The sequence below is a fragment of the Duganella sp. AC917 genome (assembly GCF_979258245.1).
The window spans coordinates 6116071-6138361 of the sequence record NZ_OZ409848.1 but is presented as its reverse complement, the minus strand read 5'-3'; the positions used below and the strand labels follow the sequence as shown (position 1 = coordinate 6138361).

Annotated in this window: 14 protein-coding genes; 9 read left to right on the top strand and 5 right to left on the bottom strand. The window is 64.3% G+C overall.

Annotated elements, in window-relative coordinates; genetic code table 11:
* Positions 1-67: 67 nt before the first annotated feature.
* The 3 genes from ACZ0BA_RS26785 to ACZ0BA_RS26775 all read right to left on the bottom strand — a co-directional run bounded on the left by ACZ0BA_RS26785 (position 68) and on the right by ACZ0BA_RS26775 (position 4372).
* The gene (locus tag ACZ0BA_RS26785) at positions 68-1768 is read right to left on the bottom strand and encodes a phospholipase D-like domain-containing protein (protein ID WP_463454159.1); all 1701 of its coding nucleotides are present in this window, start codon (positions 1766-1768) and stop codon (positions 68-70) included.
* Between the two features lie 74 nt (positions 1769-1842).
* Positions 1843-4188: a DOMON domain-containing protein gene (locus ACZ0BA_RS26780; protein ID WP_463454157.1), complete on the bottom strand. Its 2346-nt coding sequence runs from the start codon at positions 4186-4188 to the stop codon at positions 1843-1845.
* A 13-nt stretch (positions 4189-4201) separates the two neighbouring features.
* Complete coding sequence (locus tag ACZ0BA_RS26775; protein WP_463454156.1) at positions 4202-4372, bottom strand: hypothetical protein; 171 nt, start codon at positions 4370-4372, stop codon at positions 4202-4204.
* 238 nt (positions 4373-4610) lie between these two features.
* On the opposite strand from ACZ0BA_RS26775, the gene ACZ0BA_RS26770 reads away from it, so the two are divergent.
* The 6 genes from ACZ0BA_RS26770 to ACZ0BA_RS26745 all read left to right on the top strand — a co-directional run bounded on the left by ACZ0BA_RS26770 (position 4611) and on the right by ACZ0BA_RS26745 (position 15679).
* Positions 4611-5909 carry a glycoside hydrolase family 28 protein gene (locus ACZ0BA_RS26770; protein ID WP_463454155.1) on the top strand — a complete coding sequence of 433 codons (1299 nt, stop codon included), beginning with the start codon at positions 4611-4613 and terminating at the stop codon, positions 5907-5909.
* 2 nt (positions 5910-5911) lie between these two features.
* Positions 5912-7402, top strand: coding sequence for a pectinesterase family protein (locus ACZ0BA_RS26765; protein ID WP_463454154.1), 1491 nt, complete (start codon positions 5912-5914; stop codon positions 7400-7402).
* Positions 7403-7492: 90 nt separating this feature from the next.
* A complete protein-coding gene (locus ACZ0BA_RS26760) occupies positions 7493-10309 on the top strand; it encodes a TonB-dependent receptor plug domain-containing protein (protein ID WP_463454153.1) in 2817 nt (938 codons plus the stop codon).
* Positions 10310-10325: 16 nt separating this feature from the next.
* Complete coding sequence (locus tag ACZ0BA_RS26755) at positions 10326-11990, top strand: glycoside hydrolase family 43 protein (RefSeq protein WP_463454152.1); 1665 nt, start codon at positions 10326-10328, stop codon at positions 11988-11990.
* Positions 11991-12004: 14 nt separating this feature from the next.
* Positions 12005-13828, top strand: coding sequence for a glycoside hydrolase family 28 protein (locus ACZ0BA_RS26750; protein WP_463454151.1), 1824 nt, complete (start codon positions 12005-12007; stop codon positions 13826-13828).
* Positions 13829-13840: 12 nt separating this feature from the next.
* On the top strand, positions 13841-15679 hold the full coding sequence (locus tag ACZ0BA_RS26745; protein ID WP_463454150.1) for a glycoside hydrolase family 28 protein: 1839 nt from the start codon (positions 13841-13843) through the stop codon (positions 15677-15679).
* Positions 15680-15685: 6 nt separating this feature from the next.
* On the opposite strand, the gene ACZ0BA_RS26740 is transcribed toward ACZ0BA_RS26745, so the two are convergent.
* On the bottom strand, positions 15686-17305 hold the full coding sequence (locus tag ACZ0BA_RS26740; RefSeq protein WP_463454149.1) for a methyl-accepting chemotaxis protein: 1620 nt from the start codon (positions 17303-17305) through the stop codon (positions 15686-15688).
* A 212-nt stretch (positions 17306-17517) separates the two neighbouring features.
* Positions 17518-19149: a methyl-accepting chemotaxis protein gene (locus ACZ0BA_RS26735; RefSeq protein ID WP_463454148.1), complete on the bottom strand. Its 1632-nt coding sequence runs from the start codon at positions 19147-19149 to the stop codon at positions 17518-17520.
* Positions 19150-19521: 372 nt separating this feature from the next.
* Here ACZ0BA_RS26735 and ACZ0BA_RS26730 point away from each other — a divergent pair, with 372 nt between their 5' ends.
* The 3 genes from ACZ0BA_RS26730 (at position 19522) to ACZ0BA_RS26720 (ending at position 22277) form a co-directional block, all read left to right on the top strand.
* A complete protein-coding gene (locus tag ACZ0BA_RS26730) occupies positions 19522-21258 on the top strand; it encodes a M1 family metallopeptidase (RefSeq protein WP_463454147.1) in 1737 nt (578 codons plus the stop codon).
* Positions 21255-21761, top strand: coding sequence for a hypothetical protein (locus ACZ0BA_RS26725; protein ID WP_463454146.1), 507 nt, complete (start codon positions 21255-21257; stop codon positions 21759-21761). The genes ACZ0BA_RS26730 and ACZ0BA_RS26725 overlap by 4 nt, the downstream gene beginning before the upstream one ends.
* Before the next feature lie 174 nt (positions 21762-21935).
* Positions 21936-22277: a DUF1840 domain-containing protein gene (locus ACZ0BA_RS26720; RefSeq protein WP_090323773.1), complete on the top strand. Its 342-nt coding sequence runs from the start codon at positions 21936-21938 to the stop codon at positions 22275-22277.
* The last annotated feature ends 14 nt before the right edge of the window (positions 22278-22291 follow it).

The window sequence follows — 22291 nt, the reverse complement described above, 5'->3', positions numbered from 1 at the left end:
TCAGCGCGCATGATTTTGACAGCGATCACGGTCGGCCACGATAAGCGCAGCGGTTCACCCGACCGCTTCAGGTCCGCATCCAGAACTTCCATTCAGCCTGTTGCTTTGCCGATTTCAAGCGCGGCTTTTGCCAGCTCGGCTTGTCGTCCAGTTTCTGCCACGGCTGCTTGCCCGCCGCCGTCGTGGAGGCGACATACTGCCGCCAGCGGTAATGGTCGTAGACCGATATGATATGCGCGGCGTACGACTCCGCCACGGCCCGGTCGCCCTCGATGACCAGGAAATTCTCGTCGTTGCCCTCCGATGCCATCTGGGAGAAATTGTGCGAGCCGGTGACGACGACCGGGTGTGCGCCGAACGGATCGATGCACATGACCTTGCTGTGCACGAGGACCGAAATCTTCCCGCCGCGCATGAACTCGGCAGCCCAGAACGAAAACTGCTGCTTGATGCCGGAAGGCGTGAACACGTCCAGGTTCATCGGATCCGATTTGCTGCCGCCGATAAGCTCCGCCATCAGCGCGCCGTCGGCGCCACCGACAAAACGGTTCAACACGCCGCGCACGAATTGTCCTTCTGCGCGTTCCTCTAATATATCCAGCACCGGGCCGTTCGGGCCGGGCATGAAGGAGAGGAACAAGATGCCGTCCTGTGCGCCCTCGACCAGCGCTTGAAGACGTTTGAGATCGGCGTTCCGGACAGTGGGCGTGAACCACGGCTCGATGTCGGCCGGCGCGGCGGTGCCCGCATCCGGCGCGGCGTTGCTGGCCTTTAGCGTCGATGGCGCCTCGCTTCCGGCTTCCGCCAAACGATGCCATTGCTTCAGATATTGGCCGGCCAGCTCAGCGCCCTCGATCAGCACCGCGTTGTTGATCTGCGTGAACAGCCCCGTCGGCGTCAGGTTGGTGGAGCCGGTCCATACCGACACCGGCTGGTCGCCGTCCGCGACGACAATGAATTTGTTGTGCCCCAGCGCACCCGGCTTGCCGGGATTGGCTGTCATGCGGTCGATGACGACGCAGCCGGCTGCATGCACCTTCTTCCTGCTCTCGGCGTTGCCGTCCGGCTCCTTCACCTTGGTGCTGCCGTTGGCCAGCACGATGTGGGCGCGCGGTCCGAGGTCGCAAAAGCGCTGCGTGACCTCGTCGTCCTCCAGCTCGAATAGCGCCGCGTACAGGCGGATGTCGGGATTGCTGTCGGCGTCGTCGAACAGCTTGCGCAGCGCCAGGATCAGCGAACCGCCGCAGAAATCGCGCAGGAATTCGCTGGAGACGTCCGATATCCGCTCGACCAGTTCGGTCCCCGTCTCGATCTCCAGCTCGGCGGCGACCTTGGCCATCCAGCGCGACGCGGCCATCGGGCGGTTGAAGAAGCAGCTCAGCCGTCCGCCGGCCGGCTGCACGGCGCTGACCTCGACCCATGTGCTGGCCCATTCCTGCCGTGGCGTTAGCGCGCCGGGTGTGCCGACCATCGGCACGATGCGATACCTGGCCCGGTCGTTAAAGCTCAGCTCGTGGTCGGTCCAGCTATAGCGCTGAAACGGCCACACATCCGAAGGTTGCCGCTGATCGGGGCCGCCGTCCATATCCTTGGCGAAGCCGACCCGGTTCAGCAGGAATTCGGGTTGGTCCGGCACGCGCGTGACATCATCGCTTTGCAGCCACACCCGCTCGATGGCGAAGCCGATGCAATTTTCCAGCGCTTCGGCACGCCAGATCAGAAAGGCGTCATCGGTGTTGCAGTACACATTCAGTTGGACCTGGCCCATCTGTTCCTCCGTACCGAAAGTTTGAATAGCGGAACCACCATAGCAGCAGCTTGTGACCGGCACATGTCAGCGGCTTACATCTCCCACTGGAACTTCATCGTCAGCGACTTGCTCAGCGTATCCGGCGCCCGCGTCTGGTCGCGCGAATAGCCGACCGACAGCGAGCGGCCGTGGCGCCACAGGTGGCGATACAGCAGCGACCGGTGCACTTGTCTTTCCGCCCAAGGCTCCAGCCCGGAGACGCCGTCGTCGCGGCGCGCGGCCGAGGTGTTCTGCGCCAGCAGACGCAGCGAATCGGCCGGCGTGAAGTGCAACATGCCCAACCAGCGCCAGCCGTTATCGACAAAGGCCGGCCGCCCCAACGTTCCCTGCACCCAGGCGCGGTTGACGCGCTGGTCCAGCTCCACCGCCCAGCCGCGCGGCAACGCGAAGCGCAGGCCCAGTTCGACCAGCGCGTTGCCACCCCGGCCGACGCGGTCGGCGTCAACGTCCAGCTGCTTGCCCAACGTCACTTCGGACCTGAGCTTGGTGATCCATGGCAGCGGCGACGTTTCCAGCCCGAAGTGCAGCGCCGGTACGTCGTGCAAGGGCCCCAGGCGGCGTCCGCGCTGCTGGTCGAAGCCGAGGTTCGCCCAGAAATCCGTCTGGCGGCCGGCGCGGAACCAGATGCCCGGTTGCAGCTTGCGCTCGACGATCTGGTTGGCCTGCTGGCCGGAGAACGTGTCGGACAGCGTGCGGATCTCGTGCAGGCCCAGGTGCGCCTCCATCTCGTACGCCTCGAAGGCCGTGTTCGCAATGTCCAGCCGGCGCGGACCTAGCCTGCGGTTGAGGTTGATATCGGTCTTGACGATGCCCGTTTGCGGCACAAAGCCGTTGTCGTTGACAAAGCCCGGGCCGACCGCCTCCAGCTTCAACTCGTTCCACCAGCCCTCGGACAGGTGCGTGTACTTGCCGGACGCATAGGCGCCGCTGCGCGCCGGCACCCGCACCGTGGCCGCCACCGGTTCGTCGATGAAGCCGGCGCTGGTTTGCGAGTGCATCAGCAGCCAGGTCGCTTGCTGGCCGTCGCCGCGCCATTGGCCGTCGAAGCCGAACACCTGGTTGCTGCCGGCGTCGCCATAGTCGCGCTGCGAGACGAAGGCGCCGAGCAGCGCGCCGCCGGCATGCCAGCGCCCCCGCAGCAGGCTGGTCAGGGTGCGCCGCGTCTGGTCGTACTCGGCCGTCTCGTAGGGGCCGCCACGCAGCACGATGCCGCCCTCCTGGTCGCGCAGGCTCATCGCCGTGGCGTCGGCCTGCGCCGCGCGCCAGGTGCCGCGCAGGCCCCATTCCGGATCGGCCACGGTGCGAGAGTAGAAGGCCGCCAGCGGCAGGCCCAGCACATCGGCGCTTTCAAGGAAGAAGCCACGCTTCTCCGGCAGGCTCAGCGCGATGCGGCTGGCGCCCGACGATGTCGGCTCGTCGATTTCTACCTGCGAGAAGTCCGGGTTCAGGGTGGCGTTGAAGACGATGTCCGCGCGCGGCCGGGCGTTGATTTCCAGGCCCAGGCTGGCCTGTTTGCCGCGCTGGCGGCCGGCGCTGTCGCTGTCGCTGGTCGAGCGCAAGGTCAACTCCGGCTTGATGTCGACGAAGCTGCGGTCGCGCACGGCGGCGACCGTGCCGCCCATGCCGTCGATGTCCTGCATCACGCCGATGTGGCCGATGGTGTCGGTGGTCAACGGGGTACTGGTTAGCAGCAGGCCGCCGGCGTGCGGCACGTTGCGCTCGATCATCACACGCCAGGCCTTGCCGTCCGCATACGGAAAGCGCAGGTTGGATAGCGGCCAGCGCACTTCCATGCTGTAGCCGTCCGGCAGCAACTGAACGGCGGCGTCGATCGGGAAATCGGGCCCGAGATCGGACTCGTCCTCGTCGACGCGGTACATGCCGTCGTTCAGCACGCCGGCGATGTTGACGCGCACAAACTGGGCGGCGCGGCCGTGGCCGGTCGGGTCGAGCCAGATGCCAATGAAGTCCTGGTCCGTGCCGACCTTGTCGCGCCGCGCCAGCGAGCCGCGCATGTTTTCGGGCGTGGGGTCCCAGGCGCGAATGCCGAACACCAGCGCGCCGTCGTCGATCAGCAGGCGCACGCTGGTGCGCAACGCGGCTGGCGGCGTATTGCCGCTGTTGGGCAGAAACTCGTGGAAAGTGTCGAATTCCTGCGCGGTTTGCCAGGCGTCTTCGTTCAACGCGCCATCCACCGTCACCGGCGAACTTTTATCGATCAGGCGTGCCGGCATGGGCAGGACCTTGCGCTGCCCGCGCTCGGCGGTCTCCAGCGCCTGCACCTCGCACGTCGCGGCCAGGCCGGAAAGAAACAGCACGCCGGCAGCGATGCGGGCAGTGCTCGACACTTTGCTCAATACTTTGATTAATTGGTCCACGGCCGCCTTCAATTCAGTCGCGGCCAAGCGCGCCGCGCGGGCGGTAGTTTAAACTAAAGAAATATCTTTTTGAGAACTTTTTCAAGGCGGAAACGCTCGCTGTTCGATATGGCCGGTGTTGTGAAATCCACCAATGCGCGTAATGATTCTCGCCATCTGAACCTGGAAGCATGGTTTCGCTCATTCTTATCTGCTAATCTTTTTTCCGCACCACGTAATGAAACACGCAACACACCACCGAGCGACCTCGGCCACCATATCGACGTGGCCCTCGTCTTATCGGCGCGGAGTACGCGAGGTACTCCAGTGAGCGCTGCCGAAGCAGCGCCTATAACTGGAGACATGTCATGCGCATCACCAACTTAGGCCCGAAAAAACGGCCTATTGCAGTATTTCCTCCTTCGTCCCTGTTGGCTTCGGCCATGGCTGCGGCACTGCTGTGCATTCAGCCACCGGTGCACGCACAGGACACGCGCGACGTGCGCGAACCAACCCTGCCGAAGTCCTGCGCGGTCATAACCGCCGAGGCCGCCAAGCTTGGCCGCGACGACGCCGCGCGCATCCAGAAAGCCATCGACCAGTGCACCCGGGGCGGCGCTGTCCACCTGGCGGCAGGCGGCAACAACCAGTCCAACACCAGCTTCATCGCCGGCCCGCTGAGCATCGGCAGCGGCGTCACCCTGGTCGTGGACGCCGACGTCACGCTATACGCCAGCACCAATCCCATGCTGTTCGACAACGGCGAAAAAACCTGCGGCACGCTGGATGCGGCCGGCAAGGGCTGCCGTCCATTCATCACCGTCAGCGGCGCCAAGGGCGCGGGCATCATGGGCGACGGCGCCATCGACGGCCAGGGTGGCCAGCCGATCGAAGGCAAACCCGAAACCTGGTGGCAGATCGCCCGCCGCGCGCAAAAGGAAAAGCTGCGCCAGAACGTGCCGCGCCTGATCCAGATCGACAACGCCCGCGACTTCACGATGTACCGCATCACCTTGCGCAACTCGCCCAACTTCCACGTGGCGTTGAACAAGGTGGACGGCTTTACCGCCTGGGCAGTGCGCATCGATACGCCGCATGACGCGCGCAACAGCGACGGCATCGATCCCGGCGCCTCGCGCAACGTGACCATCGCCCACAGCTACATCCGCACCGGCGACGACAATATCGCCATCAAAGCCGGCAACAACGGCATGAGCGAGAACATCTCGATCCTGCACAACCACTTCTACAGCGGCCACGGCATGTCGATCGGTAGCGAAACCAATGGCGGCGTTCGCAACGTGCTGGTGGACGACCTGGACATGGACGGCACCACCTCCGGCCTGCGCATCAAAAGCAACGACCGGCGCGGCGGCGTGGTGACCGGCATCGTCTACCGCAACGTCTGCCTGCGCGGCAACCGCTGGCCCTTGTATATCGACACCAACTACGAGCCCGGCCCGGCCGGCCAGCTGATCCCGTCCTACACGGGCGTGCGCATGGAAAACGTGCACAGCCTGACCCCGGGCCAGGTGGACCTGCAAGGCTACGACGACGCCCATCCGCTGCGCCTGACCCTGAAGGATGTGGTGGTCGACGGCAACCCGCCGGTCAAGACCTCATCCATCAAACTCGACGGACAGCTCAACGCGCCGGACGCGCACGCGCTCGATTGCGCCAAGCGCTTCGCGCCCTTCCCCGAAGGCCCTGACGCCTGGCCGGTCAAAGTCGCGAGGCAATGATCATGCGGCTCCTTTTTACCGCCCTCCTCGGAGCGGCGTTGCCGCCGCATGGTCAGGCCGCCGACACGCCTGAATGGAAACTGTCGCCGATGGCGCGCGCCACCGACGTCCAGGTCGATACACCGCTGCGGATTGTCTTTGATCGGCCTTCGGTGCTCGGCACCGAAGGCGCCGTGCGCATCTACCGCGTTGCCGACCGCGCGCTGGTCGACGAGCTGCGCCCCGGCGAAGACACGGATGTCATCGGCAATCCGGGCCAGGAATACAAGCGCGTGGTGCGCTACAACCCGATCACCGTGCAGGGCAAGACCGCGACAATACAGCCGCACAGCGCCAAGCTCGACTACAACACCGAATACCAGGTCGTCGTCGACGCCGGCGTGTTCGCCAGCGCCAGCATCGGCCCGTGGACCTTCCGCACCCGCGCGGCGGCGCCGACCGGCGCCAGCCTCAGCGTCGACGATGACGGCCCGGCCGACTTCCGCACCGTCCAGGGCGCGCTCAACCACGCGATGGGCGGCTTGCCGCGCACGGCGCCGGTATCGATCCGCGTCGCCAACGGCCGCTACGACCAGTTGCTGTACCTGCGCGGCAAGGACAACATCACGTTGCACGGCGAAAGCCGCGACGGCGTCATCCTGGAAGCGACCAACAACGACGGCATCAATCCGGGAACCGGCGCCGGACGCGGACCGCTGACACCGGCAGCCAACGGCGGCCGCTCGGTGTTCCTGATCGAGGACGCCGACATGGTCACGCTCGACAACCTCACCATGGTCAACACGACCGTGCGCGCGCACAGCAAGGGCGGACAGGCGGAAACCCTGGTCTTCAGCAGCGACCAGGGACGGCTGGTGGTGCGCGACGCCAGCTTCTTCAGTGAGCAGGACACGATACAGGTCAAGGGCTACTCGTGGTTCCACCGCACGCTGATCGCCGGCAATGTCGACTTCATCTGGGGCGGCAACCGCGCCGCGCTGTTCGAGGACAGCGAGATCCGCACCGTCGGCGACAGCGCACACGCCGGGGGCGGCGGTTACATCGTGCAGGCGCGCACCGTCGCGGAGGGCGAGCCGGGCTTTGTATTCCTCGACAGCCGGTTGACGCACGGACCCGGCCCGCTGGGGAACGACGTTCCAGCGGGCAAAGCCTACCTGGCGCGGCAGGGACCGCCAGCCACGTGGGACAACGTCAGCTTCATCAACTGCCGCATGGACAGTCATATCGCCGCGCAAGGCTGGGCGACGAAAAAGCCGCAGACACCTGAAGCCAGACCGGGCGCCGGCTGGGGCGAGTTCGGCAGCATGGACATGGCGGGCCGGCCATTGGATGTCAGCCAGCGCACGCCGGGGCATGCGCTAACGGCGGGACAGGTCGCGGCCCGCTTCGGCAGCCGCCAACAAATTTTCAGCAGTTTTAACAACGGCAAAGGCTGGAATCCGGCCATCGAAACAAGCACAGAACCACGTGGGGCGGATCAGGCGAAGCCGTAATCCGCCATCGAAGAGTCGCCAAAAGAGTTCCACATTGCACCACCAAGCATCACCACAGACGTTCCACTATAAAAAAACAGGAGACTGAACATGACAACCACCACAAAACCGCAACTCACCCTCAGCGCCATCGCCCTCGCGGTGCTGGCCCTGACCAACCCGGCCCAGGCCCAGGGCCAGCAGTCCGACGACAGCATGACCCGCGTCGAAGTGACCGGTTCGTCGATCAAGCGCATCGCCACCGAAAACGCCCTGCCCCTGACCACCTACAAGGCCGAGGAACTGGAAGCCCAGGGCCTGACCACGATGTCCGAAGTGGCCACCTCGCTGGTCACCGCCTCCACCAACGAACCGGTCGGCGGCGGCGGTGGCGGCACCATGATCAATATGCGCGGCCTGAACACCAACCGCACCCTGGTCTTGCTCAACGGTCGCCGCCTGCCCAACGAGGCGGTCGGCGCCAGCTCGGTCAACGTCGATGTCGTGCCGATGAGCGCGGTCGAGCGGGTCGAGGTGCTGCGCGACGGCGCCTCCGCCATCTACGGCACCGACGCCATCGCCGGCGTGATCAACTTCATCACCAAGCGCACCGTCAACAAGGTCAGCGTGAGCGCCGGCATCGTCAAGCCGCAACGCTCCGGCGGCGGCGAACAAAACAGGTTCTCCATCACCGGCGGCATCGGCGACCTGAAGAAAGATGGCTGGAACGTTTTCGCGTCGCTCGACACGCAACGCCGCACCTCGCTGATGCAAAACAGCCGTCCGGAAATCTGGGACCCGCAACGCATCGTGCAACTGGGCGGCACCGCCTTCAGCAGCAACACCTCCGGCTCGTCCTCGTCGCCGGCCAACTACACGGTCTACAACAACGGCAAGCCGACCACCACCACCGGCAACCCGTACTGGGCCACCGGTTGCGGCAGCAACTACGACTCGCCTTACAGCCTGGCCTCGACCAAGGCGTCGGGCGCCGGCGCCAAGACCTGTATCCTGGACCCGAACCTGTATCCGCAGCTGCTGCCGGACAACAAGCAAACCACGCTGTTCACCAAAGCCTCGGTCCGCCACGGCGACGACAAGCTGTTCACGGTGGAGATGCTCAACACCGAATCCTATATCGATGCGCTCAATCCGCCGCAGGTGGTCGGTGCGCAAACCGATTACGATAAACTCAACCCCGGCGTGCGCAAGCCGCTGTTCATTAACAACAGCAGCAAATGGTATCCGGGCGGCAGCGGCGGCGTGCCGGCCGTGGCCGGCGTCACCGGCCAGGATCTGGCGCTGACGTGGAGCCTGGACGAACTGGGCGCGGCCGGCACGCACGACCGCCAGAACACCAACCGCATCGTCGTCGCCGACGAGGGCGCGGTCATGGGCTGGGACTACCGCGTCGGCTTCAACGCCGCCATGAGCGAACGCCGGGTCGGCTACAAGACCGGCTTCGTCACCACGCCGGGCCTGTACGCGGGCGTGGCCAACGGCACGCTCAACCCCTTCGGCAAGCAGGACGCCGAGGGCCGCGCCTATCTCGACAGCATCAGCGTCGACGGCGCGAATTACCGCACCGCGCGCGTCAAATATTTCGGTCCGGATTTCAACCTGTCGCGCGAGCTGATGCCGCTGGAAGGCGGCTCGCTGGCGGTCGCCATCGGCGGCGACCTGCACCGCGAAATGTACAGCGACCGCACCAGCATGCTCGCCAACGAGGTGACCTACAAAACATCCGGCGCGCCGGGCACCAATCCCAAGGGCGCGCGCACCATCGGCGGCCTGTACATGGAGCTTGACGCGCCACTGAGCAAGCAGCTCGATGTCACCCTGGCGGCCCGCGCCGACCATTTCAGCGATTTCGGTTCGACCTTCAACCCGAAAGCCAGCGTGCGCTGGGAACCGCACACCGCCGTCATGCTGCGCGGCACCGCCAGCACCGGCTTTCGCGCGCCAACGCTGCCGGAACTGTACGGCGCGGCCCGCACCCGCACGCCGTCGGTCAACCGCTGGGATGACCCGCTGCTGTGCCCGAGCGCGACGCCGTCGCAGCCAAACACCGGCACCTTGACCACCGACCCGCGCTACACCGGCCTGAACCTCGACCCGGCGCGCGTCTGCAACACCCAGCTGACCACCCTGACCGGCGCCAATCCGGACCTGCAACCGGAAAAATCGCGCACCTACACCGCCGGCATCGTGCTGGAACCGGTCAAGAACATGATGCTGTCGTTCGATGTGTGGGACATCAAGATGAAGGGCACCATCGCGCAGATCACCGAAGACACCATCTTCTCGGACGTCAACCGCTACAACAACCTGTTCACGCGCAATCCGGACGGCACCCTCGATTACATCGTCGTCACCCGCATGAACATGGGCGGCCTGCACACGCGCGGCGTCGACGTCAGCTTCCGCTACGTGGTGCCGACCAAGCAATGGGGCAAGTTCGGCGTCAACCTGGACGGCACCTATGTCGACCAGTACGAAGGCCAGAACGACGCCGGCGGCGCCTGGGTAGACAGCGTCGGCCGTCCGGGCGCGCTGGCGACCGGTTCGACCTCCGCCAATACCTACATCTTCAAATGGAAGCACAACCTGCGCTTCTCATGGAACTACGCCAGGTTCGGCGCGCAGCTGACGCAGTCCTACACCTCCAGCTACGAGGATACCAACGCGCTGCCGACGCAAAAGCCGGGGCAGCCGTTCTACAACGTGATCGACCACTACATCTTGTATAACCTGAGCACCAACTACAAGTTTTCGGACAATCTGAAGGTGACCTTTGGCGTCAACAACCTGTTCAACGAAGAACCGCCGCTGTCGAACCAGCGTTTGAGCTCGCGCGTGGTGTTTGCGCAAAACATCGCCAAACCGATCGGCCGCGCCTACACCTTGCGTGCGGAATACACTTTCTGATGCCATGACCAGTAACATGAAAACAATGAACCGCTACAAAGTCGCCGGCGCCGTGCTGCTGCCCTTCGCGCTGGCCGCGTGCCAAACCGGCCTGGCCGACGCGCCGGCCAAGCCGGCCTCCTCACCATGGGTATCGGATCTCGGCAACGGCCAGTACAAGAATCCCGTGCTGCACGCCGACTATTCCGACCCGGACGCGATCCGCGTCGGCGACACCTACTATATGACCTCGTCGAGCTTCAATAGTTCGCCGGGCCTGCCGCTGCTGACCTCGAAGGACATGGTCAACTGGGAATTGGTGGGCCACGCCTTGCCGGCGTTGGTGCCATCCGAGCGCTTCACCGTGCCGCGCCATGGCGAGGGCGTCTGGGCGCCGTGCCTGCGCTATCACGACGGCAAGTTCTGGATCTTTTACCCCGACCCCGATCATGGCATCTTCGTCATCACGGCGGACCGTTTCGACGGCCAGTGGAGCGCGCCGAGGCTGCTGCTGCCGGGCAAAGGCATCATCGACCCGACGCCGCTGTGGGACGACGACGGCAAGGCGTATCTGCTGCACGGCTGGGCCAAAAGCCGGGCCGGCTTCAACAACATCCTGACCCTGCGCAACATGGCGCCGGACGCCAGCAAACTGTTGGATACCAAGGGCGCCACGCTCATCGACGGTAACGCGATCAAAGGCTACAAGACGCTGGAAGGGCCGAAGTTCTACAAGGCCAACGGCTATTACTATGTGTTCGCGCCGGCCGGCGGCGTCGAGGAAGGCTGGCAGTCGGTGTTCCGCTCGCGTACCCTGAATGGGCCGTACGAGGTGCGCACGGTGCTGGAACAGGGCAAGACGGCAATCAACGGCCCGCATCAGGGCGCCTGGGTACGGGCGCAAGACGGCAACGACTGGTTCCTCCATTTCCAGGACAAGCACGCTTACGGCCGGGTGGTTCATCTGCAACCGATGCGCTGGGTCGACGACTGGCCGATCATCGGCGAAACCGGTCCCAACGCGGGCGCCGGACAACCTGTACTCACCCATGCCAAGCCGGTCGCCGGCGCAGCCATCAAGACGCCGCCGACCTCGGACGAATTCGACGGCGCGCGCCTCGGCCTGCAATGGCAGTGGAACGCCAACAGCAATGCCCGGTGGTATACGCTCACCGAGCGCCCCGGCCAGTTGCGCCTGTTCACGCAGGCGGCGCCGCAGGCTGCCGACTATGTCCGCGCGGCGCCGTCGATCCTGGCGCAAAAGCCGCCGGCGCCGGAGTTTGTCGTCAACACGCGCGTTCAGCTCAACGACGCCAACAACGGCGACCGCGCCGGCCTGATCGTCAACGCCATGCAATATGCGTGGCTGGGCCTGCGCAAGACGGCCGACGCCACCCAGCTGGTCTACACCACCTGCGGCCCGGCCGTGGTGCGCTGCAAGGAAACCGCGACCGTGGTGCTGCCGGCTGCCCCGTCGTCGCTGTATTTGCGCATGACCATGGCCGCCGACGCGATGGCCAATTTTGCCTATAGCACCGACAATGTGACCTTCCAGACCGTGGGCCAGCCGCTCAAGATCAGCAAGGGGCGCTGGGTGGGCGCGCAGATCGGCCTGTTCAGCGTCGGCGACGGCACGTCCCGCAACGCCGGCGCCAAGGCGTCGAGCCTGGATGTCGATTACTTCCGCGTCACGGCGCAATGATGGAGACGAATAAAATGACACAAGTAATGAACCCGCAACGCCGCAACGTCCTGCGTGCGGCCTCGGCCGGCGCCATGCTGGGCGGCGCCGCGCCGCTGGCGTTCGGCCAGGCCACGCCCGCCTCCGCCGCCGCATCAGCCGATCCTTGGGCTGCGGCGCAGCGCATCATCGACCGTTTCGCCAAGCCGCTCGTGTTCCGCAAGGAGGACTTTCCGATCACCAAGTTCGGCGCCAAACCGTGCAAGCTGGCCGAGATCACCACCACCGGCGGTGACGAGCCACTGAAGCGCATGTCGCCGGTCGCCAAGTCGCCGGACTGCTATCCGGCCATCGCCGCCGCCATCGCCGCCTGCAACAAGTCCGGCGGCGGCCGCGTGCTGATTCCCGCCGGCGCCTGGTACTGCGCCGGGCCGATTGTGCTGCTGTCCAACGTCAACGTCCATCTGGCGGCCGGCGCGGAAGTGTATTTCAGCGCCAACCCGAACGACTACGCCAAGTACGGCGACATCGATTGCGGCAAGAACGGCAAGCTGGTGATTTCGCGCTGGCAGGGCAACGATGTGCTGAACTTCTCGCCGATGATCTACGCCTATAACCAGCGCAACATCGCGCTGACCGGCGAGGACTGGACCAGCATCCTCAACGGCCAGGCCGGCGTGCCGTTCGACACCGGCGGCGGTTCCTGGTGGGACTGGAGCGGCAAGAACAAGCAGGCGCCCATGCACGGGCGCAAGATCAATCCGGCCAATCCGGAATCGCTGGCGGCGATCGCGCCGTCGCTGTCGGACGCCGAGCGCGCATTGATCCAGGGCACCCGGCCCGACTGGCGCACCGATTCGCGCTACCTGCCGGCGCTGTCCGAGGCCGGCGTGCCGGTGGCCAAACGCATCTTCGGCATCGGCCACTACCTGCGCCCGTGCATGGTCGAATTCGTCGGCTGCACCGACGTGCTGATGCAAGGCTACCAACTGCTCGATTCGCCGTTCTGGCTGCACCACCCGGTCAACTGCCGCAATGTCCATTTCAGCAAGGTGCGCATGGAAAGCAAGGGCGCCAACAGCGACGGCTTCGATCCCGAGTCGTGCGACACCATCCTGGTCGAAGGCTGCGTATTCAACACCGGCGACGATTGCATCGCCATCAAATCCGGCAAGAACCGCGACATCGCGGAAGGTCCGACGCGCAACATGGTGATCCAGGACACCATCATGAACAGCGGCCACGGCGGCGTGACCCTGGGCAGCGAGATGGCCGCCGGCATCGAGCACGTGTACGCGCAACGCATCGAGTTCCGCAACGTCCACTGGGACAGCGACCCGCTCGGCACGGCGATCCGCATGAAGACCAATATGAATCGCGGCGGCTTCCTGCGCCATTTCTATGTGCGCGATGTGACCGTGCCCAACGGCGTGAAGACCACACCGGGTTTCTACAATCCGCTGCCCGGCTCGGTCATCAAGCCGAAGACGGTGTCGACCAGCGGCGGCGGCCTGATCACCATCGACTGCGACTACGCGCCGGCCGACGACGACGTGCGCAACCGTCCGCCGTCGGTGTCGCACGTGCACATTTCCAACGTCAAGGCGGGCAACGTCAAGATCGGCGGCGCCGAGGTGTCGTGCTACCAGGCCATGGTGATCCTGGGACCGGTGGCGACTAGCTTCAACGGCAAGCCCGGCACGCCGGTGTTGCCATTGACCGACATCACCATCATCGACTGCGACTTCGGCACGCCACGTAACGCCGAGCAGCCATGGTTCACGCACAACGTCAAGGGACTGACGTTGAACAATGTGCGCATCGCCGGCAAGACCATCTCGACGGTCCTGGACACCTGAGGCGGGATGACGATGATCACTTCAACCACCCACGCAGCCCGCCGCAACTTCATGCAGACCCTGGCGGGCGGTACCCTGGCGCTGGCCGGCGGCCTGCCGGCGCAGTTGCTCGCGGCCCCGGCCACCCCCAACGATCCCTGGCGCCAGGCACAGGCCATCATCGACCGCGTATCGAAACCGCTCACCTTCCGCAAGGAGGATTTCGTCATCACGGCGTTCGGCGGCAAGGCGTGCGCGGTGGTGCCGATCAACGCCTGGGTCGGCTCCAGCGACCGCGCCGATATCCACACGCCGGCGCCGGATGCGACCGATTGCTATCCGGCCATCAGCGCCGCCATCGCCGCCTGTCACAAGGCCGGCGGCGGCCGCGTGCTGATCCCGGCCGGCAACTGGCTGTGCGGCGGGCCGATCGTGCTGCTGTCGAACGTCCACGTGCATCTGGCCAAGGGCGCGCACGTCTACTTCTCCGCCAATCCGCTCGACTACGCGCGCCATGGCGAATTCGACTGCGGCGCCAACGGCAAGCTGTCGCTGACGCGCTGGGAAGGCAACGATTGCCTCAACTATTCATCGCTGGTGTACGCCCACGGCCAGCGCAACATCGCCCTGACCGGCGAGGACTGGACTTCGATCCTCGACGGCCAGGCCGGCCTGCCCTTCCCCGGCGATGCCGACTGCTGGTGGTCGTGGAAGGGCCGCGAGCGCAAGGGCGAGGTGCACGTGCCGTTCACCGTGGGCAAGGTGCAGGAAAGGCCGAACCCGCGCAACCGCCCGCTGACCGAAATCGCGCCGCATCTGTCCGCCGAGGAGGCCAAGCGCATCGAGGGCGACGATCCGTGGTTCCTGTCCGATTCACACTACCTGCGGGCGCTGAGCGAGGCGCGCGTGCCGGCCAAACAGCGCATCTTCGGCGTCGGCCATTTTCTGCGGCCGCACATGGTGCAGTTCATCAGTTGCACCGATGTGCTGCTGGCCGGCTACCAGACCACCAACACGCCATTCTGGCAGCACAACCCGGTCGACTGCGCCAATGTGCACGTGAAAGGCATTTACGCCAACAGCATGGGCGCCAACAACGACGGCTTCGACCCGGAATCGTGCCGCCACGTGCTGATCGAGGGCTGCCAATTCAACACCGGCGACGATTGCATCGCCATCGATTCCGGCAAGGGTACGGATACGCAGTTCGGCCCGTGCGAGAACGTGGTGGTGCAGAATTGCCGCATGCACAGCGGCCATGGCGCGTTGACCTTGGGCAGCATCATGTCCGGCGGCATCCAGAATGTGTATGCGCAAAACCTGGTGTTCGAGAACGCCAACTGGAAGACCGATCCGCTTAACATCGCCATCCGGCTGAAAACCAATATGGCGCGCGGCGGCTTTTTGCGCAATTTCTACGTGCGCAATGTGCAGATACCGAACGGCATTCGCACCACGCCGGCGTTTTACAAACCGACGCCTGGCTCGGGGATTCCGGAGAAGACGGTAGCGGCGGGCGCCGGGGGCGTGATCACGTTCGACTGTGACTACAGTCCGCTCGACGATACCATCCGTACGCGGCCGCCGCTGGTGACCAACGTGCATATCTCCGGTATTACGGTGGGCAATGTGCAGACCGGGGACGGCAAGTTCTCGTGCTATCAGCCGATCGTCGTACTGGGGCCGGTGGCGGTCAATTACAACGGGCCGGGCAAGCCGCAGATTCTGCCGGTGAGTAATGTCACCATCAGCGACTGCGATTTCGGCACGCCGGTGGCCAAACAACCGGCGTATCTGTACAACGTCAAGGATCTGGTGTTGAAGAACGTCACCATCGCCGGCAAGGTGCACAACCAGCGATTGTCGTCGTAGCCGCCGTCAAATCGTCGCCAGCGCCAATTGGGGTGGCGGCCGCTTTTGCGGCTGCTGGCCCGGCGGCGCGGCACGTCCCTGCTCAAGCTTGAACACGCTGACCACCTGCGTCAGATGCGATGCCTGGCTCTCCAGCGCCGCCGTCGCCGCCGCCGCCTGCTCCACCAGCGCGGCATTCTGCTGAGTCACCGCATCCATTTCGTTGACGGCCTGGTTGATCTGCTCGATGCCGACCTCCTGCTCGCGGCTGGCCGCCGTGATTTCGCTCATGATGTCGGTGACACGCTGGATGCTGTCGACCACCTCGGTCATCGTGGTGCCGGCCTTGGCCACCAGCAGATTGCCTGCGTTGACCTGCTCGACGGAGTCGTTGATCAAGGTTTTGATTTCCCTCGCCGCGCTGGCCGAGCGCTGCGCCAGGTTGCGCACTTCCGAGGCCACCACCGCAAAGCCACGGCCCTGCTCGCCCGCGCGCGCCGCCTCCACCGCCGCGTTCAGGGCCAGGATGTTGGTCTGGAAGGCAATGCCGTCGATGACGCCGATGATGTCCGAGATCTTGCCAGCCGACGCATGAATGTGACCCATCGTCGTGACAACTTCCGTGACCACCGCGCCACCCTGGCGCGCGACGTCGACAGCGGACACGGCCAACTGATTGGCCTGGCGCGCGTTGTCGCTGTTTTGCCTGACGGTGGAGGTCAGCTCCTCCATTGACGACGCCGTCTCTTCCAGCGCGCTGGCCTGCTGCTCGGTGCGCGACGACAGGTCCAGGTTGCCGCTGGCCACTTCCGACGTCGCGGTCGAGATCTCGTCGCTGCCGGCGCGCACCTGGGCGACGATAGTGTTCAGGCTGCCGGTCATGTCATTCAGCGCCCGTAACAGCGCACCGATCTCGTCCTTGCTTTGCACGTCGACATGGCCGCTCAAATCGCCGGCGGCGACGGTCTGCGCCAACACCACGGCCCGGTTGACCGGCACCGTGATCGACCGCGTGATGAACCAGCCGATCAGCACCGCCATGATGGCGGCGGTCGCCGACAGGATGACGCTCAATCGCACGGCCGACGCCCCTCCAGCCGCGATTTCCTCACCATCTTTGTTCATCAGCGATTCCTGAAAATCCTCCATCGCGTTGATGGCGCTGAAATACGGGGTCTGTACCGCTCGTAATTCCTTGCTCACGTATTTCCCGGCCTGCTCCGGCTGTCCATCCTTGATCAGCTTGACGAGGGCGTTGCGCACCGCCGTGTAAGCGTCGCGCCGCTCACTCAGTGTCTTGAATAATTCCTTCCCCTTGGGCAGCGTCAGCAGGCTGTTCAGCTTGACGATGTACTCTTCGTTCGCCTTCAGCGACACATCCATCTTCTCCAGCTGCTCCCGTACTTCGGCCGGGTCGGCAGCACCAATGACGGCGTTGCGCAGCAAGCGCGCCTGCACATTGACCTCGGTCTGGATTTGCCGGGCCAGCGTCAATTTGACGAAGCTGTCGCCCAGGATCCGGTCCGTCGCCTGATTGATCAGGTTGATGCGGGTGATCGCGACCAGCGCCACGGCCACCAGCAACACCACCACCACGCCGAACCCCAGGCCCAGCCGCGTTCCGATTTTCAAGTTAGAGATGTTCATGATAGTTTCCGTTGGGATCAATTGGCACTGCAATCGTTCGATGTTGATCCAACGGCGGTAGAACATATTGCGTCACAGCAAGCGGAGCGGCTGCGTGTTGTTGTGGAGCGTCAGCATGCGCTTTGATAGCCGCAAACGTTAAACGGCGCGGCCAGGCCGCGCCGTTCAGGCGTGTCGTCAGGGAGGGGCGCCGCCGTGCGCGGCGGCAGTGCTCAGCCGGCCAGCGCCAGGCGTGGGGCCGACCGCCGCGCCGGCGAGGATGCCTGCACTGCTAGCGGCGGCGCCGTCCGCGCACCGTTATCGAGCTTGAACACGCTGACCACCTGCGCCAGATGCGCGGCCTGCTGTTCCAGTGCGCCGGTCGCTGCGGCGGCCTCTTCCACCAAGGCGGCGTTTTGCTGCGTCACGGTGTCCATTTCAGTGACGGCCTGGTTGATCTGTTCGATGCCGACTTCCTGCTCGCGGCTGGCAACGGTGATTTCGCCCATGATATCGGTCACGCGCTGGATGCTGGCAACCACCTCGGTCATCGTGGTGCCGGCCTTGGCCACCAACCGGTTGCCGGCGTCGACCCGCTCGACCGAGTCATTGATCAGGGTCTTGATCTCCTTCGCCGCACCCGCCGAGCGCTGCGCCAGATTGCGTACTTCCGACGCCACCACCGCGAAACCGCGGCCCTGTTCTCCGGCGCGGGCCGCCTCCACCGCCGCGTTCAGCGCCAGGATGTTGGTCTGGAAGGCGATACCGTCGATAACGCCGATGATGTCCGAGATCTTGGCGGCCGATTCGTTGATCTGCCCCATCGTGGTGACCACTTCGTCCACCACCACGCCTCCCTGGCGCGCCACCTCGACGGCGGAGACCGCCAACTGGTTGGCCTGGCGCGCGTTGTCGCTGTTCTGCTTCACAGTGGAGGTCAGTTCCTCCATCGACGATGCGGTCTCTTCCAGCGCGCTGGCTTGCTGCTCGGTGCGCGACGACAGATCCATATTGCCGGTGGCGACCTCGCCGGTGGCCGTTGCGATCTCGTCGGTGCTGACACGCACCTGGCCGACAATGCTGTTCAGACTGTGGTTCATATCCTTGAGCGCCTGCATCAACGAACCTATCTCGTCTTTGCTCTGCACCTCGATGCGGCTGCTCAAGTCGCCGGCGGCGACGGTTTGCGCCAGTGCGACGGCGTGGTTCACCGGAATGGTGATCGAGCGCGTGATCAGCCAGCCGATCAGCGCGGCGGCGATGGCGGCAATCGCGGACAGTGCCACCGTCACGCGCACGGCGAAAGCGCCATCGGCCTCGGCTTGCTCGCCCGACTTCTTCATCAACGATTCCTGGAAATCCGCCAACGCGTCGATGGACTCAAAGAAGGCATTTTGCGGCCCAACCAGTTCCTTGAGCAGGTATTTACCGGCCAGGTCCGGCTGGCCGTCCACCAAAAGCTTGACGGTAGCGTCGCGGGTGCTCGCATAGACATTGCGGCGCTCGATCAATGTGGCGAACAGCGCTTTACCCTTTTCCGTATTCAGCAGGCTCTTCAGTTTCGCGAGATTCTGGACATTCTTTTTCACCGACGCGTCCAGCTTGGCCAGCGAAGCCGTCACTTCGGCCGGATCCGCCGCACCGATAATGGCGTTGCGCAGATAGCGCGCCTGCACGTTTACCTCGGTTTGGATATCTTGGGCCACCGTGACCTTGACGTAACGGTCATTCAGGATTTCATCCGTCGCCTTATTGATCATGGCGATCCGACTGATGGCGATGAAAGACACGACCAGCAGTAAAACAACGACCACGCCAAAGCCAAGGCCAAGTCGGGTTCCGATTTTTAAGTTAGTGATTTTCATTATATTTTCCGTTTTCGAGCTGCGGTGGCAGCGATGTCAGTGACAAACGACATCGACGCCGGTACTGGCGGCATGAGGTCGCTTGCGCGAAAAGCGGCAGGAATCTGGACGCGAAGGGTGAGAGCTTGTCCCGGGGGCCTGGGGACGGAAGGCAAGAAGCTGAACAGGGCCATCACTGACCCAGAACCAACAATTGATAATCACATCTTATCGAAGATCAAGGAAATTGCCAATAGTAAATAAAAAATCGAAGGTTGCCCCCGCGCCCGGCGGTTATTGCTGAGGCTGCCAGTCCACACTCCCGCGTCGGCGCTCCGGAACATGGGCGTTGCTGCTATATTGCCTGATCGACATCCGACCGTTGGAATACGCATGACACGCCTGCCTTTGTATCTCGCCGCCAGCGCCTTGCTGGCCGGCTGCGCCACGACGCAACTTCCGCTGACCGACTTCACCGCCGGCTCGGGCGGCCCGCGCGCGCCGGAGCAGTTGGCGGTCACGTTTGAAAAAGCCGATCTGTCATTGCGCGTCGATCCGGCCACGCAAAGCATCACCGGCGACGCTGCCCTGACCTTTGTCGCCAACGAGCTCGCCACCGCCCCGCTGACCCGCCTCGCCGTCGAGCTGGACCGCAACCTGCCGGTCGACGGCGCCAGTGTCGACGGCGTGGAATTGGCGCGCTCGGCAATCAGCAATCCGGACGGACGCCTCTATTTAACCTTGCCGACGCCGCTGCCGGCCGGCGCCCGCGCCACCGTGCGCATCCGCTATCACGGCGTGCCGCATGTGGCCAGGCGCGCCCCGTGGGACGGCGCCTTCACCTGGAGCAAAACAACGGACGGCCAGCCGTGGATCGCCACCGCCGTCGAGGGCGAAGGGTGCGACCTGTTCTGGCCCTGCATCGACCATCCGATGGGCAAGGCCAAGTTGATCGACCTGCACATCAGCGTGCCGGCGCCGCTGGTGGTCGCCGGCAACGGCGTGGCGGTCGGCATGGACGAAAAGGACGGCTGGCGCACCTACCACTGGCGCGCCAAAAATCCCAGCACCTACGGCATCGCGCTCAACATCGGTCCCTACCACATGCTGTCGGGCGACTACGCCAGCCGCTACGGCAATACCATCCCGCTGCGCATGTGGTATCTGAAAGGACACGAAGCGCAGGCCAGGGGGCTGTTCGCCGAGTTCGCGCCGATGCTCGATTTCTTCGAACGCCGCATCGGCCCCTACCCGTTCGGCGACGAGAAAATGGGCGTGGTCGAAACCCCGCACCTTGGCATGGAACATCAAACCATCAACGCCTACGGCAACGGCTACCTGAAGTCGCCTTACGGCTACGACTGGCTGTTGCACCACGAACTATCGCACGAGTGGTTCGGCAACCAGATGACCAACGCCGACTGGGACGACATGTGGCTGCACGAGGGCTTCGGCAGCTACATGCAGCCGCTGTACCTGCAATGGCTGCGCGGCGAGATGGAATTCCAGGCCGAGCTGTTCAACCAACGCAAGTCGCTGCGCAACAAGGTGCCGGTGGTCGGCGGCAAACCGCAGCGCATCGAAGACGTCTACGACGACAAGCGCGGCGGTCCGGGCAACGACATCTACACCAAGGGCTCGCTGATCCTGCACACGCTGCGCAACCTGATCGGCGACGACGCCTTCTTCCGCGCCACGCGCCGCATGGTGTATGGAACCGAGCGGCCCGCTCCCGGCAACTTCCAGCCGCGCTGGAGCAGCACGAAAGAATTCACCGCCATCGCCAACGAGGTGAGCGGGCGCGACCTGGGCTGGTTTTTCGACGCCTACCTGTACCACGCGGCGCTGCCGGAACTGGTGGAGACGCGCAACGGCGGCACGCTGCAACTACACTGGAAGCTCAAGGACGGCGGTGCGTTTCCGATGCCGCTCGAGGTGCGCGTCATCGACGACCAGGGCGAGCGCATCGTTCGTCTGCCGATGAGCGATGGACGCGGCGAACTGCCGCTGGCCGCCAACGCGCACTATACTGTCGATCCGGCGTCCCGCGTGCTGCGCCAGGAGCCGCATATCGACGAGTGGAAGCGCGACGAAGACGAACGCAAAAACAAGAAAGCGAAGGCATCATGAAAAAGATTTCGCTGGCGCTGTTGATGGCGGCCGCATTGGCCGCCTGCAGTCCGCAATACGACTGGCGCGATTACCGCAGCAACGACGCGCCGTACGCGGTGCTGTTCCCCGGCAAGCCGGCCAGCCAGACCCGCGACATCAAGCTCGACGACGTCGATGTGAAGATGACGATGACGGCGACCGAGGTGGACGGCGTGGTGTTCGCGGTCGGCAGCGCGCAACTGGCGGACGCGGCACGCACCCCGGCGGCGCTCGAAGCGATGAAAACGGCGCTGGTCAAAAACATCGGCGCCACGGTGACCAAAAGTGCGGCGTCCGCAGCCAACCGGCAGACGGTGATCGATGTTGAGGCCAAGGGAAGCCGGAACGGCGAACCCATGCTGCTGATCGGGCGCTTCATCGCCAAAGACACGCGCATTTACCAGGTCATCGTCATGGGCCGCGAGAAAAACATCGTGCGTGACACCGTGGAAACCTGGTTCAGCTCCTTCAAATTGACCTGAAACCGGGTGCTTTGCTTAGAAGACACTTAATTGACGTGCGCTAACGTCCAGACAGATGAGCTCGTCTCTTGTAAAGTTTCCATGGCGTCCTAATGTGAACAGCAACGGCATGCCGCTGCTTCGTCATTCGGCGCACCGTAATACCTTTGATCAATAATACTAAGAAAGCGCATCATGTTAATTGCCTTCAAATCCAAATCCAGCCCCGAAGTCCTGATGTATCAGGAACACGCCCAGCGCATCCTCGACCTGCTGCATAAAAATCCCACGCGCGGCGTGATCACCGCCGCCGAAGCCGAACAGGCGCTGTCGGTGCTCGAGCACGAAGTGGCCGAAAGCAAACTCCATCCTGAAAACGATGTCGAGCACGACATCCACGCGCACGAGAAGGAAGAGAACGAGACGGTCGAACACGCCGTCATGCAGCGCGTGGGATTCCACGCGCGCGCCTATCCGCTGCTGGAGATGCTGCGCTCGGCCAAACAGGAAAACGAAAGCATCATCTGGGGCGTGTAACGCACTAAGCAGTG